We start from the raw sequence: 15,384 nt of genomic DNA on the forward strand, positions 1-15,384 counted from the left end.
TCTCGCGTGCGGGTTCTGCGGGTTCACTTGCCGCCGACGCGCACCAGGTGGCGCACGAACTGCTCGGAAGCCAGCTCCATGCCCAGCAGGTAGCCATCGACGCGGGCGCGGAAGTAGCGCCAGAAGATCAGCGCCGGAATGGCGACGATCAGGCCGAAGGCCGTGTTGTACAGGGCGATGGAGATGCCGGCCGCCAGCTGCGCCGGGTTGCCGCCACCGGTGGCCGATGCGCCGCCTTGCGAGCCGAAGATCTCGATCATGCCGATCACCGTGCCCAGCAGGCCCAGCAAAGGCGCGGCAGAAGCGATGGTGGCCAGCGCGCTCAGGTGCTTTTCCAGCGTGTGGGCAGCGGCGCGGCCGGCGCCTTCCATGGAGGCGCGAAGCTCTTCTTCGCTGCTGTCCGGATGGGCTTGCAGGGCGCGCAGTCCGCTTGCCAGGACTTCGCCCAGCGTGGAGTTCTGGGATAGCTGCTGCACGACTTCCTGGCTGGGCAGGCCGCGCGAGGACACGGAAATCGCCTCGCCCAGCAGGGCGGGCGGCGCCACGCGGGCCGTTTTCAGCGCCACGAAACGTTCAAAGACCAGGGCCAGAGCCAGGATGGAGCAGGCAATCAGTGGCCAGATCGGCCAGCCTGCGGCTTGTATGATCGACAGCAAGTTGTTTTCCCCCCGCGTTTAACTGCAGCCGACGATTATGGCCCAGCCATATGGCCGGTCCAGGCGTCTCGTGTCCACGATCGCCTGAAAACTGTGACCCGGCGCAGCATCCAGGCAACGGGCGGCTCCCCATATCCGGGATTTTGGATGGTCGCTATAGCACAAATTTCTGTGGATAACTTTGTTATCAAGCGGGTTGCGCAAACGCCGCTGCGGCGGCGAATGGACACTGTGACAAATGTGAATTCTTTGTTGCAGCAAAAAAATCTTTATGAATCAATTGCTTGCGAGGTGTTTTTGAGAGTGCTTCTGCAAATTGCCGCCAAAGTGCCTGCTCGGGTCTGCATCCGCCTGCCTGTGGAGAATGTTGCACTGCATGCAGACCGGGAGGCCGCATGAGTGGTGCATTCGGCGCAATGAACCCAGCAGCGGCGCCGCTGGTCTGGGAAGTCGGCGCGCTGTGCCGCGCCGTGAGCGACGCCTTGCAGGCACGCTTCAATCCGGTGGCGGTGCGCGGGGAGATCAGCGGCTTTTCCCGCGCGGCCAGCGGCCATTGCTACTTCAGCATCAAGGACGCGGGCGGGCAGATCCGCTGCGCCATGTTCCGGCGTGCGGCCCAGCTCATGGATTTTTCGCCGCGCGACGGCGAACTGGTCGAGTTGCGGGGCCGGCTGGGCGTCTACGAGCAGCGCGGCGATCTGCAACTGGTCGTCGAGAGCATGCAGCGTGCGGGCCAGGGCGCCCTGTTCGAGCAGTTCCTTCGGCTGAAGGCGCAGCTGGAGGCCGAAGGCCTTTTCGACGCGGCCCGAAAGCGCAGCCTGCCGCCGCTGCCGCGCGGCATTGGCGTGGTGACTTCGCCGGGGGCTGCTGCGCTGCACGACGTGATCACGGCGCTGCGCCGCCGCGTGCCCCATATCCCCGTGGTGCTGGTGCCTGCCCTGGTGCAGGGCGCGCAGGCGCCGGCCTCCCTGATCGATGCGCTGCAAAGGCTTTATGACCTGGCGCGGGAAGGCGCGGGCTCGGTTGATGGCTCGGTGGCCGGCGCGCCGCCCATCGACACCATCTTGCTGGTGCGCGGGGGCGGCTCCATTGAAGACCTTTGGGCCTTCAATGACGAGCGCCTGGCCCGCACCATCGTGCAAAGCCCGGTGCCCCTGATCTGCGGCGTGGGGCACGAGACCGATTTCACCATTGCCGACTTCTGCGCCGACCTGCGCGCGCCCACGCCCACGGCGGCGGCCGAACTGGTGAGCCAGCCGCGCGAGGTCTGGATGGGTGCGCTGCAGCTCATGCAGGGCCGCCTGGAGGACTCCGTGCAGCGGCTGCTGGACCGCCAGCAGCAGCGCCTTGACCTGGCAGCGCAGCGCCTGGGCCGGCCCAGCGAGCAACTGGCCCGCAGCCGGCTGCAGCTCAGCCGCCAGGCCCAGCGATTGCGCCATGCCATGCAGTTGCGGTTGCAGCGCATGGACCATGCGGGGCAGGGCCTGCAGGCGCAATTGCCTGCCGGCATGCGTCGCGGCCTGGACCGGCGCGCGGATCACCTGGCGCGCATGGAGCTTCGCCTGCAACTGCTGGACCCGCGCCTGGTGCTGCAGCGCGGCTATGCCCTGCTGACCGATGCCGAGGGCCATCCCGTGACCGAGGCGCGCAGCGCGCCACCGGGCACGGCCTTGCAGGCACAGCTGGCCGACGGCAGCCTGGACCTGGTGGTGACGCAGCCGCGCCTGCTCTGAACTGCGGCCCGCTGTGTGCAGCGTTCGGCGTGCAGGGAGTGGCGGGCGGCAGGCGGTATCCGTGTAGGCCGATTGGCCGGATCAAGGTCAATTCACATCCACCCTCGCAGCAGCGGGCCAAGATGGGCCATTTGGCGCGCGCTTTCGCCGCAGGGTCACGAAGTTGTTCCTACAATGCCCGTTCGGGTGCGTGAGGGCCAGGGCTCGCAGCAATGCGCGCAGTGCAGGCCCCGCGCGACGGTCACGGCAGGCGCTGCAGGCGCTCTGCGCAACAGGTGCTGGCCCGTCCTAAAAGATTTCAACCACGAAGGAAACACCATGGAACATACCTTGCCCCCTCTGCCCTATGCGATTGACGCGCTGGCACCCCACTACAGCCAGGAAACGCTGGAGTACCACCATGGCAAGCACCACAACGCCTATGTGGTGAACCTGAACAACCTGCAAAAGGGCACCGAATTCGAAAACATGACCCTGGAAGAGATCGTCAAGAAGTCTTCCGGCGGCATCTACAACAACGCAGCCCAGATCTGGAACCACACCTTCTTCTGGAACTGCATGGCCCCCAACGGTGGCGGCGAGCCTACCGGCGCACTGGCTGACGCCATCAACAAGAAGTGGGGCAGCTACGCCGCCTTCAAGGAAGCCTTCGTGAAGTCGGCCGTGGGCAACTTCGGCTCTGGCTGGACCTGGCTGGTCAAGAAGGCCGACGGTTCGGTGGACATCGTCAACACCGGCGCTGCCGGCACGCCCCTGACCACGGAAGACAAGGCCCTGCTGACCGTGGACGTCTGGGAACACGCCTACTACATCGACTACCGCAACCTGCGTCCCAAGTTCGTCGAGACCTTCCTCGGCCAACTGGTGAACTGGAAGTTTGCCGAGCAGAACTTCGCCTGATCGAAGCGCAGGTACGACGTGTGCACGCCATGTGCACACCATGTGCACGCAACGCAAAAAGCCCCGAACGGGGCTTTTTGCTTTTCGAGAGGAAGGCGACGGCTCAGCGGCGCTGAGCGCGCAGCCTCCAGCCCGTCCACAGTGCCGTGCAGACCAGCAGCAGCGTGGCGCTGGCGATCACGGCGCTGAAACCCTGGCCGAAGGCCGTGCGTGCCAGTTCGGTCAACTGGTGCGCGGCCTGGGGCATCAGCTGATCGGCAGCCAGCAGGGCTTCGTCCAGGCTGTCGCGCACGGAATCGGGCAGGGCTAGGTCCAGGCCCTCCGGCAGGTGCAGTGAGCCTGCATAGATGGCCGACAGCAGGCTGCCCATCAGCGTCACGCCCAGTGCGCCGCCCAGCTCGTATGACACCTCCTCGACCGAGGCCGCCATGCCGGCACGGTCCGCGGGAGCGCTTTGCATGATGGTGCTCGACGCCGTGGTCATGGCCGCGCCTATGCCCAGGCCCAGCACGGCCAGCGCCGCCGCCTGCGGCCACCAGCCCATGTCGTGGACCAGCAGATAGCCGCCCATGCCCAGGCCCGACAGCAGCAGCGCTGCCGGCAGCATGCGCGCGCCGCCCAGGCGTGGCAGCCAGTGGCCTGCCACGGGGCCGGCCACAAAGGCGGCCAGCGGCAGCGGCAGCACGGCCAGGCCGGCCTGCAGTGGCGACAGTCCCTGCACCAGTTGCAGGCGCTGGCTGAACACGAGCTCCATGCCGATCAGCGCGGCCGCTGCCACCAGGGCCGAGGCCACGGCCGTGGCAAACGCCGGGTTGCGGAACAGCGCGAAGTCCAGCAGCGGGTCGCTGCTGCGACGCTGGCGCCGCACGAACAGCGCGAGAAAGCCCAGGCCCAGCACCAGGGTCGCGGCGGCCAGGGCCCAGTCGGGCGATTGTTTGCCGGCTTCCTTGATGGCGTAGGTGCTGCCCACCAGGCCTGCCATGACCTGCAATGAGCCGATGAAGTCCCAGGGCCGCTGCGAGGTAGCCGTGCCTGCGGGAATCAGCCAGCCGGCCAGGGGCAGGGCGAGCAGCACGATGGGCACATTGATCAGGAACACCGAGCCCCACCAGAAGTATTCGAGCAGCAGCCCGCCCACCACCGGCCCGAAGGCCGCACCGCCCGAGGCCACCGAGGCCCAGATGCCGATGGCCAGCGCGCGCTCGCGCTCATCGGCAAAGCTCAGGCGGATCAGGGACAGCGTGGCCGGCATCATCATGGCCGCGCCCACTCCCAGCAGCGCACGTGCTGCAATCAGCAAGGCGGGCGAGGGCGCAAAGGCCGCGCACAGCGATGCCACACCGAACACGCACAGCCCGGCCATGAACAGCCGCTTGTGGCCGAGCCTGTCGCCCAGCGTGCCCATGCCCAGCAGCAGGCCGGAGACCACCAGGGCGTAGATGTTGACGATCCACAGCTTGGCCGAGGCCGTGGCCGCCAGGTCATGTGTCAGGCGCGGAAGCGCCGTGTAGAGCACCGTCATGTCGATGACGATGAGCAGCAGCGCCACCGAGACGATGGCCAGCACCAGCCAGCGGCGCGGATCGGCCGCCTGGGATTTTGGAAGATGCCCCGAAACGGGGTTCTGGGTTTGCGTTGTGAACGCCATAAAGCACCTGTTTGCCCCGGGCCTTGTGGGCCAGGGCTTCCTTCTTGATGAAAACCACAGTTTCCATCAATGAAATGATTTATCAAAGTTTGATTCCATCCATAAAATTGATGGATGGAATGGACACTCGACAGGCTGAAGCATTTCGTGGCGGTGGCCGAAGCCGGCACCATGACCGAGGCCGCCCGTCGCCTGGGGCGTGCGCAGTCGGCCGTGAGCACGGCCATCGGCCTGCTGGAAGCCGACCTGGGGCTGGAGCTCTTCGACCGCGTGGGGCGCCGCGTGCAGCTGACGGCGGCAGGGGAGGTGATGCTGCTGGAGGCCCGGTCCCTGCTGCACCAGGCCCAGGCCATGGACCACCGTGCCCGCGCCCTGGCCTCAGGCGGGCAGGCACGCCTGGCCGTTGCGCTGGACGAGGCATTGCCCTATGTGCCGCTGGCCCAGCTGTTCAAGGAGCTGGCGGCGCGCTTTCCGGCCATGGAGCTGACCGTCCTGAACGGCACGGCCTCCGAAGTGGCCGAGCATGTGGCGGCGCAGCGTGCCCAGGTCGCCTTCCAGTTCGACCGAGCGCCTGCGCCGGCCACCTGTGCCCAGCGCCATATCGGCAGCGTGCCGCAGACCATTTGCGTGGCCAAGGGCCATGTGCTCGATGGCACGGCGGCCCTCACGCGCAGGCAGCTGGCCGCGCACCGCCAGTTGCTGATGCACATCGAGGGCGTGGAGGATACCGTGCTCAGTCCCGCCGTCTGGCGCTCCAACAGCTTCTATGTGATTGCCGACATGGTGGCCGACGGCCTGGGCTGGGCCATTCTGCCGGTCAATATTGCCGAGTTCGGCGATCTGCGCCCGCATCTGCGGCAACGCGCCTGCGAGGGGCTGGCGCTGCCGCCGCTGACCGTGCGCATGCTCTGGCTGGAAGGGCTGGCGCCCGGGGCCGAAGCGCTGTGGATGCGCCAGCGCCTGGCCGAGCTGCTGGCCCTGATGGCCACGGCCTGAGCAGTCTGGGCTGGCGCGGGCGTTGCGGCCGTGTTCAGGTGCAGGCGGCGGCTGCGTCTTCGGCGGGCTGGCTCTCTTTCGCTCGTGCCTGGCGTGCGGCCAGCACGCCCAGGGCCCACATGGCGACACCGGCCAGCAGCGCCACCACGAAGGAAATGCGCGCGCCCCACAGGTCGGTGGCCCAGCCTGCGGCGGCCGCGCCCAGGGCCACGCCCATGGCAATGCCGGTCAGCAGCCAGGTCATGCCTTCGGTCAGGCGCTGGTGCGGCACCTGCTGCTCCACCAGGCCCATGGCCACGGTGATGGTCGGCCCGAAGGTAATGCCGGCCAGCAACACGGCCAGGGTCAGCGTGAACACATTGGTGGCCAGCAGCAGGGGCACGGCGGTGATGCACACCGAGGCGCCCACCCAGGCAATCTGGCGGTGCAGCGGCGCCTGCAGGCGCAGCGTGCCGAACACCAGTCCCATCACGCAGGACCCCAGCGCATAGAACGACAGCACGATGCTGGCCGCCGCCGGCTGGCCCTGATGCGTGGCAAAGGCCACGCTGGCCACGTCGATGGTGCCCACGATGATGCCCTGGGCCAGCATGAACAGCGCCAGCGTGCGCACCACGGGATGGCGGGCCAGCGATTGCTGGCGCGTGCGCTGCTGCGATGTGTCCACGGGCGGCTCTGTGCGGCGCTGGGCCACGAACAGCGCCACGCCCACCAGCAGCAGCAAGGAGGCGGCCAGCGGCCCGGCCTCGGGGAACAGCACCATGCTCAGGCCCACCGACAGCGGCGGGCCGACGATGAAGCAGACATCGTCCAGCACGGCCTCCAGCGCATAGGCCGTCTGCAGCTGGGGCGTGCCACGCAGCAGCACGGTCCAGCGCGCGCGCACCATGGCCGGCATGCTGGGCAGGGCGCCCACCAGCGCTGCCAGCACCAGCAGCAGCCAATCCGGCCCCTGCCAATGCGCGCAGGCCAGCAGCGCGAACATGGCGGCAGCACTCACGGCCGCTGCCCAGGGCAGTACCTTGCGCTGGCCATGGCGGTCCACCAGGGCCGAGATGCGCGGCGCCAGCACCGCAATGGACAGCGCAAAGCAGGCCGCGACCGCGCCGGCCAGTGTGTAGGCGCCGCGCTGCTGGGACAGCATGGTGATCAGGCCGATGCCCGTCATCGACAGGGGCAGGCGGGCCAGGAGACCGGCCAGCACAAAGGCGGCCGTGCCGGGCCGGGTGAACAGCTGGCGGTAGGCGTGGAACATGGAAACCTCGGAAAACGGACAGGCCGCTGCAATCACATACGCGGCGTATGTCAGCGATTCTACGGGTTGGCCATGACGCGCCGTATCATTGGCATACGTTTTGTATGTGAATGGAGTGCGCCATGCGCAAAAGCCGGGCCAGCATGATCGAGGAGACACGCGCCAAGCTCATCGAGGCTGCGCGCGAGGCCTTTGGCAGCCAGGGCTATTCCCAGGCCTCCATGGACGAATTGACGGCCAAGGCCGGCCTGACGCGCGGCGCGCTGTACCACCATTTCGGTGGCAAGCCGGGCCTGCTGGCCGCCGTGGTGGCGCAGATGGATGCCGAGATGGACGCACGCCTGGAGCAGGTGCTGGCCGACCATGCCGACCCCTGGGAGGGGTTCCTGGCCTACTGCCGCGCCTACCTGGCCATGGCACAGGAGGGCGAGATACGCCGCATCGTGCTGCAGGATGCGCGCGCCGTGCTCACCGGCACGGACCAGGGCGAGCAGCACCGCGCCTGCATCGCCTTCGTGGCCGGCTACCTGGAGCAGCTCATGGACCGCGGCGTGATCGTGCGCGCCAGCCCGCTGGCCATGTCGCGGCTGCTCAATGGCTGCCTGGTGGAATCCGCGTTCTGGATTGCCGAGGAAGGGGCGCCCCCCGAACGCCTGCAGCAGGCGCTGCAGGCGCTGGAGTTGACGCTCAAGGGGTGGAAGGCGCCTGCGAGGGGCTGAGCGGCGCTGCGCCAGCCCGCCCTCGCTCGAACTTCACTCGCGCTTCACTCGTACTTCTTTTCCAGCGCGTCCCAGAACGGCTTGTTGACCAGGCGCTGGCGCTCGGCAAAGGGGGCGACCACAGCGGGGTTCTCGTCCACCCTGCGCTCGTTGCGCAGTTGGCCCAGCGCCCTTTGCATGCCCGCCACGGCGCCTTGCAGCGCGGCATTGGCATACAGCACCAGGCCATAGCCCAGGTCTGCCAGCTCGCCCGCGTCGGTGATGGGCGTCTTGCCTCCGATCACCATGTTCATCAGCTGCGGCGTGGACAGGCGCTGGGGCAGGGCGCGGATTTCTTCGGCCTGGGTCACGGCTTCCACGAAGAGGATGTCGGCTCCCGCCTCGGCAAAGCGCTGGGCGCGCTCCACGGCGGCCTCGAAGCCCTGCGTGGCGCAGGCATCGGTGCGCGCCATGATCAGCGTGCCCTGGTCGCGGCGCGCGTCCACGGCGGCCTTGATCTTGCCCAGCATCTCGTCGGTGGAAATCACTTCCTTGCCATTGAAATGGCCGCAGCGCTTGGGGCTGATCTGGTCCTCGATCTGGATGCAGTCGGCGCCTGCGCGCTCCAACGTGCGCACGGCGTGGTAGGTGTTGAGCGCGTTGCCAAAGCCGGTGTCGGCATCGACGATCAGCGGCAGATCCACCGCATCACGGATGCGGGCCGTGTGGTCGGCGATGTCGGTCAGGCCCATGAAGGCCTGGTCGGGCAGGCCGAACCACATGTTGGTCACGCCGGCTCCGGTCACATAGATGGCCTCGAAGCCGAGATCGGCCACGACGCGCGCGGACAGCGCGTTGAATGCGCCGGGCACGAGCACGCCGCGGCGCGCTTCGGCCAGGGCCTTGAGTTGTTGCTTGGTGTTCATGGATGGTGGTGTCGAATGGGAAAAAGCGATGTGCGGGCTGGCGCTCAGTCCAGCGTGATGTTGGCGTTCTTGATCACCGGGCCCCACTTGGCGCGCTCGGCCTCGATGAACTTGCCGTAGGCCTGGGGCGTGCCGCCCATGACCATGCCTCCCGTGTTCTCGATCATGGCGCGCACCTCGGCGTCCTTGAGTGCCTCGTTCACGGCCTTGTTCAGGCGCTCGATCACGGCCGGCGGCGTGCTGGCCGGAGCGATCATGCCCAGCCAGTTGTACGACTCGAAGCCCTTGATGCCCGCCTCATCCAGCGTGGGCACGCTGGGCAGCACCTTCAGTCGCTGCTTGCTGGACACGGCCAGCGCCTTGACCTTGTCGCCCTGGATGGCGGGCAGGGCCGCATAGCCCATCTCGAACATGAAGGCCAGGTGCCCGCCCATCAGGTCGGTGGCTGCCAGCGCGCCGCCCTTGTAGGGCACATGGACCATGTCCGTGCGCGTCTGGAAGGCCAGCAGCTCGCCCGACAGGTGGTGGGCGCCGCCCACGCCCGACGATCCATAGGTCAGCGTGCCCGGCTTGGCCTTGGCTGCAGCCACCAGCTCGGCCACGGTCTTGAACGGCTGGTTGGGCGCCGTGGTCAGGATCAGCGGCGCCTCTTCGATCAGGATGATGGGCTGCAGGTCGCGTGCGGCGTTGTAGGGCAGCTTTTTCATCAGCATGGGATTGGTCACCAGCGGGCCTGGCGAGCCGAAGCCGAAGGTATGGCCGTCCGTGGCCTTGGCAATGGCATCCGTGCCCGTCACGCCGCCCGCGCCGCCGCGGTTGTCGATCACGATGGGCTGGCCCAGGCTCTGGCCTATCTTGTCGGCGATCTTGCGGGCCCGCGTATCGGCAAAGCCGCCGGCCGCATAGGGCACGATGAGCTTGATGGGGCGCGAGGGCCAGGCATCTGCGCCCTGGGCCACGGCGGTGGCGGGAGCGGCGAGCAGGGCCGCAGCAGCGGCGGTGGCGCTCAGGGCCAGCCCCAAGCTCAGGCGGAGGGTATTGCGGCGGGTATTCATGGTGTCTTGTCTCGGTTGGGATCCGTGGTTGTGGCGGGAGCGGCTCACTTTTCCTGCATCTTCGCGGCCTTGACGATCTCGCCCAGGCGCTTGCGCTCGGCATCGGTGAATTTCACGAACTCGGCGCGCGTGCCGCCGATGGGCTCGATGCCCAGGCCCTTGAGCTTCTCCACGGTGGCCGGCTCCTTCATGGCCTGGTCCACGGCGGCGGCCAGCTTGTCCAGGATGGCAGGCGGCGTTCCCTTGGGCGCATGGATGCCGGCCCAGTGCGCGATCTGCAGCTCGGCAAAGCCCTGCTCCACGGCGGTGGACAGCTGCGGATAGGCGGAGATGCGCTGCGTCCAGGTCGTGGCCAGGGCCTTGAACTTGCCCTCATTGAGGATGTGGGGCAGGGCGATGATGCTGGCTTCCGACGTGCCCTCCACCTGGCCGCCCAGCACGGCCGTCGTGCTTTCCGATCCGCTCTTGTAGGGCACGGGCTGCAGCTGTGCGCCGTACTTCACGTTCAGCATCTCGGCCACGAAATGCGGCGTGCTGCCCGTGCCGGCCGTGGCGAAATTGAAGCCCTGGCCCTTCTTCGATGCCTCGACGAAATCGCGCAGGTTCTGGTAGGGCGCGTTCTTGGGAACCACGATCACCGAAGGCGCCAGTCCGATCATGGCCACAGGCACCAGCGCATCGTCCTTGAACGGCATGGTCTTCTTGATCATGCTGTTGGAGATCACGCCGGCCGCGCTCACCAGCAGGGTGTAGCCATCTGGCTGGGCCTTGGCCACGATGTCGGCGCCCACGGTGCCGCCTGCGCCGGGCCGGTTGTCGATGACCACGGGCTGGCCCAGGATTTTCGACGCACCTTCGGCGGCCGAGCGGGCCATCAGGTCGTTGGCGCCGCCTGCAGAGAACGGCACCACCAGGCGGATGGGGCGAGTGGGCCAGGCATCGGCGGCAGGCGCGGCAAACGACACGCCGGCCAGCGGCAGCACGGTGGCAAGCAGGGCGGCCAGGGCAGTGCGGCGGGGCAAGCGGGATGGCTGGTGCATGGGGAGTCTCCTGGAAATACTTGAAATGATTGAAACGCCGGCCTTGTTTGCAAGCTGCATGCCATGGCAATAAAGGGTAAACCCTTGTTGTTGCAAGCCATTGATCTAAATGCATTTTTCAGTTCACAAGAGGATGGGGCGGAACCTGCTGCTGGATTCATGCAGCGCGATGTTGCATGAATGAAATAATCGGTTGCATGAATGAATCAGTCGTGGCCCCTGTCCCTGGAACCCCGTCCGCCCCCCGCACGGCATGGCCTCGTGTCGTCACCATAGGCCGCCACCGCATCGGCCGCGTGCTGGAGCGCATGTCCCTGGCGGTGGGCGACCAGGTGCGTGTGGAGCATGTCAGCGCGGCCTTTGACGACGCTGTGCAGGCCGTGCGCGCGCTGCAGGCGGTCGAGCCCATAGACGCCCTGGTGGCCGCCGGCGCCAGTGGTGCCTGGGTGCGCGAGCATGTCGACATTCCCGTGGTCATGATCGAGGTGCGCGGCTTCGATCTGCTGCAGGCGCTGGCCAGCGCGCGGGAATTGGCGCAGGCGGGCGGCACGCCGCGCATCGGGCTGGTGTCGTTCGACCATCCCTCGCCGCACCTGGCCCAGTTCGACGCGCTGTTCGGCGCCGGCATTGCCCAGTTCAGCTACCACGGGCCCGAGGATGCCCAGGCCTGCGTGCGTGCGCTGCAGGCCGCAGGCGTGGGTGCCGTGGTCGCGCCAGGTCTGGTTGCCGACCTGGCCGAGCAGGCCGGCATTCCCAGCGTGCTGCTGTACTCCGACGGCGCCGTGCTGCAGGCCCTGCGCGACGCGGTGCTGCTGGCCCGCCACCGCCATGCCGAGCGGGCCCGCCACCAGCGGCTGGAAACCGTGCTTGGCCAGTTGCAGGACGGCGTGGTCGCCGTGGACACCCAAGGCTGCATCCAGGCACTGAACCCCACCATGGCAGCCCTGCTGGGAGCGCCCGCCAGGGCGCTGCATGGCCGGCTGCTGGACGAGGTGGCGCCCGCGCTGGCACTGGCGCAGGCGCTGCAGTCGCAGTCCCTGGAGCCCGAAGGCAGTGAAGACGTGGTCCAGCTGGCCATGCGCACCCTGGTGGTACGGCGCGCGCCCATCGTGGAAAACGGCCAGCTCACGGGCGCCTTGCTGGTCTGCCGCGACCCCGCCACCATCCAGCGCGCCGACCGCCACCTGCGCGCCAACCGCAGCCTGCGCGGAGCGGGCGTGCGCTGGCGCATCGAAGACTACGCGGGCGACAGCGAACCCGCCCAGCGCGTGCGCCGCCTGGCGCGCCAGTTCGCGGCCAGCGATGCCACCGTGCTCATCCAGGGCGACAGCGGCACGGGCAAGGAGTTGCTGGCCCAGGGCATGCACCGCGCCAGCCGGCGCGCCGCCCAGCCCTTTCTGGCGGTGAACTGCGCGGCCCTGGGGGAAAGCCTGCTGGAGAGCGAACTCTTCGGCTACGACGAAGGCGCTTTCACCGGCGCGCGGCGCGGCGGCAAGACCGGGCTGATCGAGGCGGCCCATACGGGCACCTTGTTCCTGGACGAGATCGGAGACATGCCGCTGGCCCTGCAGTCCCGCCTGCTGCGCGTGCTGCAGGAGCGCGAAGTGCTGCGCGTAGGCTCCACCACGTCCGTGCCCGTGGACCTGCGCGTCATCGCCGCCACGCATGCCGATCTGGCGGCCCTGGTCGAGCGCGGTGAATTCAGGCGCGACCTGTTCTACCGCCTGGCCGTGCTGCGCCTGGCCATGCCCGGACTGCACGAACGCGGACAGGGCGATGTCCAGGCCCTGGCCCGCACCATGCTTGCGCGACGTTTGCGCACGCAGTCGCTGCAGGCCGAGGCCTCTTCACTGGAGCCCTTGCTGGAAGCCTTGCTGGATTTGGCCGCCGCTCACCGCTGGCCCGGCAATGCGCGAGAGCTGGACAACTGGGTGGAGCGCATGCTGGCCTGCCGCCACGACCTGCGTGACAGCGCGGGCCGCGTGGACATGGGCCGGTTGCGGGAGCTGTTTCCTGAATGCGACGGGGCTGGGCAGGGTACCGTTCAGGCCCTGCCAGCGCAGCAGCGGCAACTGCAACTGCGAGAGGCCCGGCGCGATGCCGAGCGCCAGCGCATGCGCGAAGTACTGGAGCAGGTGCAGGGCGACCAGCGCCGCGCCTGCGAGATCCTGGGCATCAGCCGGGCCACGCTGTGGCGCAGGTTGCGTAGCCAAAACGACTGACGCGAGCTGTCACCACTCTTTCCAGAGGCCAGGGTCAAGTTTCAAATCGGATGGATCGCAACGGTAGACGTCAATATTGGCTGCACTGCCTTTGCATATGCCAGCGACCGACCGAAGGGAAGGTCGCAGTTCGGGATAGCTGGGATGCCTGAAATAAAAACGTGCAGTGAGCGCGCCGAACTCATCCACCTTCAGTTCTCTCATGTTGTACAGGTAGGCTTGCGACGTGGCCCCAAAAAAACATTGGGCAGTTCCTTCGGAGCTGAAGGAATCACCCGTCGGTTGCAAATTCCCACTGTACTCGCAGGCAATGCTTCCAGCATTTGATCTCTCGACGGCGATCAATGAGTTCGCATCAACCTTGAAAGTTATTTCGCCAGATGACGACATTCGTGCATAGTCCTGTGCGCTCGAATGGGAGAACGTGAAGTTGAGCCGGTTCCTGAGATCCTCGAACTGGAAGCGCTGAAGGCGCTGCGGAGCCTCGCCGGGCAGGGTGATCGTCGCCGTGGTGGAGGAATCGAAGACGATCCTGACCGGGCCAGCCTCCTGTGCAAGCTCTCCATCGCGGGCCTGGCCACCCAGTGCGCGGCCATTGCGGTATTCCGTGAGCACGCCGTCAAACTGCTTGCCGTCCTTCAGCGTGCCTGCGGCTTGCAGGAACAGGGACGATCCGTCCGCGCGATAACCGAAATAGGTCAGGATCAGCGTGGAGCCACCCTGCCTGTCGATCTGAATGCCGCGCCCGGGCTTGCCATTGAGTTCCGCGCCAATGCTCCACATGCCCGAATCCGGCAGAATGGCCAGCGCGGGTGTGGAAATGAAGGCGGCAAGGGCCGCGGCCATGAGGCCATTCAGTCGCTTTGACATGCTTGCTCCGTTGTGAGGGGTGAATCGAATGGAAGCCGACTTTAACCGCGATTCACTTGGACATATTGAGCGACCCGTCACACCGGAGGAATTTGACCTTTTTCAGGTTGAATGCGATTTTCGTATGAGGGTCGGCAGATGTGCCATGCCCAGTGCCAGCACGCAGGCAGGAGCGCACGACCTGCGTGATGCAGCCGTTCCTGCTTCGCGGTGCCACTCGCCTTCCAGGGCTCCTCTTCACTGGTCAAAATGTCCAGTACCGATCGCTGTGGGCTGTCTATCATCGCCCCCAACAAGCATGAAGCTTTGGGAGTGAAATAGAGTGAGTTCCTTGAATCCCCTGGAGAATTTCGACACCAGTCACTGGAAAACCGACGACAAGTCTTGGATGAAGGAGCGCGAGAAGCAGTGGCCGGAGATCGAGCAAATGCTCTATGCGCTGGAAATGACCAAGAAGGGCCGGGGGATCGTCAAGAGGTACTTCCTCAAAGGCTCCCTTCCCCATTGGAAAAAGCTCCACGACTGGGACCGTGATTCCACGGTGCGCCATTTGAATCTGCTGCTGTTCCTGTACCTGCACCCTTGCCAGGACGAGACGGTGCTGCGCTCATTGCGGGACCAGTTCATGGAGCACCCTCAGGCGCTGCCGGGAGATCGCCTCGGAGGTTTCACTTTGCTCTTCAGCATCGGGCAGGGCCATGCATCTTCCGGAGGCACGCGCCTGGTCAGCACGTCAGAGTTGGAAAAAGAGTTGCCCCTCGCTGTGTCTCAGCTTCCTGACGCCCCTGCGCCCTATGCACATTGCAAAATTGTGGACATACATACGAACGGGCACAACGAACGGCTGTTCAACCTGATGCTTCCAGACCTGTCTCAAGACACTGTGCAGTTGCCAGTGCCCCGAGACACTTACGTCAGCAGAGCACCCAGATACTTTCCATGGGACCACGAAGAGCTCCCGTTGAGAGCCTTCCGTTTTGCACTGTATGACCTATGGACCATGGGTCAATGGCTGGCATTTCCTGCCCCATCCAGCAAGGGCTACAACGACATGATCTTTCAGTACGAGAGGCCCCTGGATCTCTGGTACCAGGATGTTGCCAAGTCAGCGGCCCCCGAGGGGAAGTGGCTGGAGCCTGTGCTGATTGGTCTGTACCGGATCTTCCAGTTCGACCTTGACAACGAGCCCGACGAAAGTCCGCGCACGCGCTTTGTGCGGCGGATGCGGGCATTGTTGACAGAGAGACAATTCTCGGAGTCCTTCCAAGCCTTGGTCAAACTGGCCAAAAACGATGGCATTGCCGTGCGAAACCCCTGGAGCGACGAGCCAAAACTGAGATCTCGCAGCTTGCCCCACTGACATTCAACAGGCGACCAAGATCGCG

The 15,384-nt window shown here is 66.4% G+C and carries 14 protein-coding genes; 7 read left to right on the top strand and 7 right to left on the bottom strand.

Annotated features, from left to right (window positions below):
• Nucleotides 1–23: 23 nt before the first annotated feature.
• Nucleotides 24–656 carry a MotA/TolQ/ExbB proton channel family protein gene (locus BW39_RS08670; RefSeq protein ID WP_012205406.1) on the bottom strand — a complete coding sequence of 211 codons (633 nt, stop codon included), beginning with the start codon at nt 654–656 and terminating at the stop codon, nt 24–26.
• Between the two features lie 147 nt (nt 657–803).
• Between BW39_RS08670 and BW39_RS30930 the strand changes: the two genes are divergently transcribed.
• The 3 genes from BW39_RS30930 (at nt 804) to BW39_RS08680 (ending at nt 3,289) form a co-directional block, all read left to right on the top strand.
• Complete coding sequence (locus tag BW39_RS30930) at nt 804–1,055, top strand: hypothetical protein (protein ID WP_139093503.1); 252 nt, start codon at nt 804–806, stop codon at nt 1,053–1,055.
• On the top strand, nt 1,052–2,389 hold the full coding sequence (xseA, locus tag BW39_RS08675; protein WP_043821093.1) for an exodeoxyribonuclease VII large subunit: 1,338 nt from the start codon (nt 1,052–1,054) through the stop codon (nt 2,387–2,389). The genes BW39_RS30930 and xseA overlap by 4 nt, the downstream gene beginning before the upstream one ends.
• Before the next feature lie 318 nt (nt 2,390–2,707).
• Nucleotides 2,708–3,289: a Fe-Mn family superoxide dismutase gene (locus tag BW39_RS08680; RefSeq protein WP_012205408.1), complete on the top strand. Its 582-nt coding sequence runs from the start codon at nt 2,708–2,710 to the stop codon at nt 3,287–3,289.
• A gap of 103 nt (nt 3,290–3,392) precedes the next feature.
• On the opposite strand, the gene BW39_RS08685 is transcribed toward BW39_RS08680, so the two are convergent.
• Complete coding sequence (locus BW39_RS08685) at nt 3,393–4,937, bottom strand: MFS transporter (RefSeq protein WP_043821095.1); 1,545 nt, start codon at nt 4,935–4,937, stop codon at nt 3,393–3,395.
• Nucleotides 4,938–5,051: 114 nt separating this feature from the next.
• Between BW39_RS08685 and BW39_RS08690 the strand changes: the two genes are divergently transcribed.
• The gene (locus tag BW39_RS08690) at nt 5,052–5,933 is read left to right on the top strand and encodes a LysR family transcriptional regulator (protein ID WP_043821097.1); all 882 of its coding nucleotides are present in this window, start codon (nt 5,052–5,054) and stop codon (nt 5,931–5,933) included.
• Between the two features lie 34 nt (nt 5,934–5,967).
• Here the strand turns inward: BW39_RS08690 and BW39_RS08695 are convergent, their stop codons facing one another.
• Entirely contained in the window at nt 5,968–7,188 is a 1,221-nt protein-coding gene (locus tag BW39_RS08695; RefSeq protein WP_043821099.1) for an MFS transporter, read from the bottom strand.
• 122 nt (nt 7,189–7,310) lie between these two features.
• Between BW39_RS08695 and BW39_RS08700 the strand changes: the two genes are divergently transcribed.
• Nucleotides 7,311–7,907 (top strand): TetR/AcrR family transcriptional regulator, encoded by a 597-nt coding sequence (locus BW39_RS08700; protein ID WP_043821174.1) that lies wholly within the window; start codon nt 7,311–7,313, stop codon nt 7,905–7,907.
• Nucleotides 7,908–7,951: 44 nt separating this feature from the next.
• Here the strand turns inward: BW39_RS08700 and BW39_RS08705 are convergent, their stop codons facing one another.
• From BW39_RS08705 to BW39_RS08715, 3 genes are read right to left on the bottom strand one after another with little or no spacing between them, the layout of a single operon-like run.
• The gene (locus BW39_RS08705; RefSeq protein ID WP_043821101.1) at nt 7,952–8,812 is read right to left on the bottom strand and encodes an isocitrate lyase/PEP mutase family protein; all 861 of its coding nucleotides are present in this window, start codon (nt 8,810–8,812) and stop codon (nt 7,952–7,954) included.
• A 44-nt stretch (nt 8,813–8,856) separates the two neighbouring features.
• Nucleotides 8,857–9,867: a Bug family tripartite tricarboxylate transporter substrate binding protein gene (locus tag BW39_RS08710; protein ID WP_012205414.1), complete on the bottom strand. Its 1,011-nt coding sequence runs from the start codon at nt 9,865–9,867 to the stop codon at nt 8,857–8,859.
• A gap of 44 nt (nt 9,868–9,911) precedes the next feature.
• Nucleotides 9,912–10,907, bottom strand: a complete 996-nt coding sequence (locus BW39_RS08715; RefSeq protein WP_012205415.1) for a Bug family tripartite tricarboxylate transporter substrate binding protein — start codon at nt 10,905–10,907, stop codon at nt 9,912–9,914.
• A 176-nt stretch (nt 10,908–11,083) separates the two neighbouring features.
• Between BW39_RS08715 and prpR the strand changes: the two genes are divergently transcribed.
• A complete protein-coding gene (gene prpR, locus BW39_RS08720; RefSeq protein WP_052155297.1) occupies nt 11,084–13,129 on the top strand; it encodes a propionate catabolism operon regulatory protein PrpR in 2,046 nt (681 codons plus the stop codon).
• Nucleotides 13,130–13,138: 9 nt separating this feature from the next.
• On the opposite strand, the gene BW39_RS08725 is transcribed toward prpR, so the two are convergent.
• Nucleotides 13,139–13,999 (bottom strand): hypothetical protein, encoded by an 861-nt coding sequence (locus tag BW39_RS08725; RefSeq protein WP_043821104.1) that lies wholly within the window; start codon nt 13,997–13,999, stop codon nt 13,139–13,141.
• Nucleotides 14,000–14,330: 331 nt separating this feature from the next.
• Between BW39_RS08725 and BW39_RS08730 the strand changes: the two genes are divergently transcribed.
• On the top strand, nt 14,331–15,359 hold the full coding sequence (locus BW39_RS08730; protein WP_043821107.1) for a hypothetical protein: 1,029 nt from the start codon (nt 14,331–14,333) through the stop codon (nt 15,357–15,359).
• Nucleotides 15,360–15,384: the final 25 nt, after the last annotated feature.

Source organism: Delftia sp. RIT313 (genome assembly GCF_000632165.1).
GTDB lineage: Bacteria > Pseudomonadota > Gammaproteobacteria > Burkholderiales > Burkholderiaceae_C > Comamonas > Comamonas acidovorans.

Coding starts and splice junctions, on each gene's coding strand:
- BW39_RS30930 (WP_139093503.1), top strand. CDS start 804: ATGGTCGCTATAGCACAAATTTCTGTGGATAACTTTGTTATCAAGCGG.
- xseA (WP_043821093.1), top strand. CDS start 1,052: ATGAGTGGTGCATTCGGCGCAATGAACCCAGCAGCGGCGCCGCTGGTC.
- BW39_RS08680 (WP_012205408.1), top strand. CDS start 2,708: ATGGAACATACCTTGCCCCCTCTGCCCTATGCGATTGACGCGCTGGCA.
- BW39_RS08685 (WP_043821095.1), bottom strand. CDS start 4,937: ATGGCGTTCACAACGCAAACCCAGAACCCCGTTTCGGGGCATCTTCCA.
- BW39_RS08690 (WP_043821097.1), top strand. CDS start 5,052: ATGGAATGGACACTCGACAGGCTGAAGCATTTCGTGGCGGTGGCCGAA.
- BW39_RS08695 (WP_043821099.1), bottom strand. CDS start 7,188: ATGTTCCACGCCTACCGCCAGCTGTTCACCCGGCCCGGCACGGCCGCC.
- BW39_RS08700 (WP_043821174.1), top strand. CDS start 7,311: ATGCGCAAAAGCCGGGCCAGCATGATCGAGGAGACACGCGCCAAGCTC.
- BW39_RS08705 (WP_043821101.1), bottom strand. CDS start 8,812: ATGAACACCAAGCAACAACTCAAGGCCCTGGCCGAAGCGCGCCGCGGC.
- BW39_RS08710 (WP_012205414.1), bottom strand. CDS start 9,867: ATGAATACCCGCCGCAATACCCTCCGCCTGAGCTTGGGGCTGGCCCTG.
- BW39_RS08715 (WP_012205415.1), bottom strand. CDS start 10,907: ATGCACCAGCCATCCCGCTTGCCCCGCCGCACTGCCCTGGCCGCCCTG.
- prpR (WP_052155297.1), top strand. CDS start 11,084: ATGAATGAAATAATCGGTTGCATGAATGAATCAGTCGTGGCCCCTGTC.
- BW39_RS08725 (WP_043821104.1), bottom strand. CDS start 13,999: ATGTCAAAGCGACTGAATGGCCTCATGGCCGCGGCCCTTGCCGCCTTC.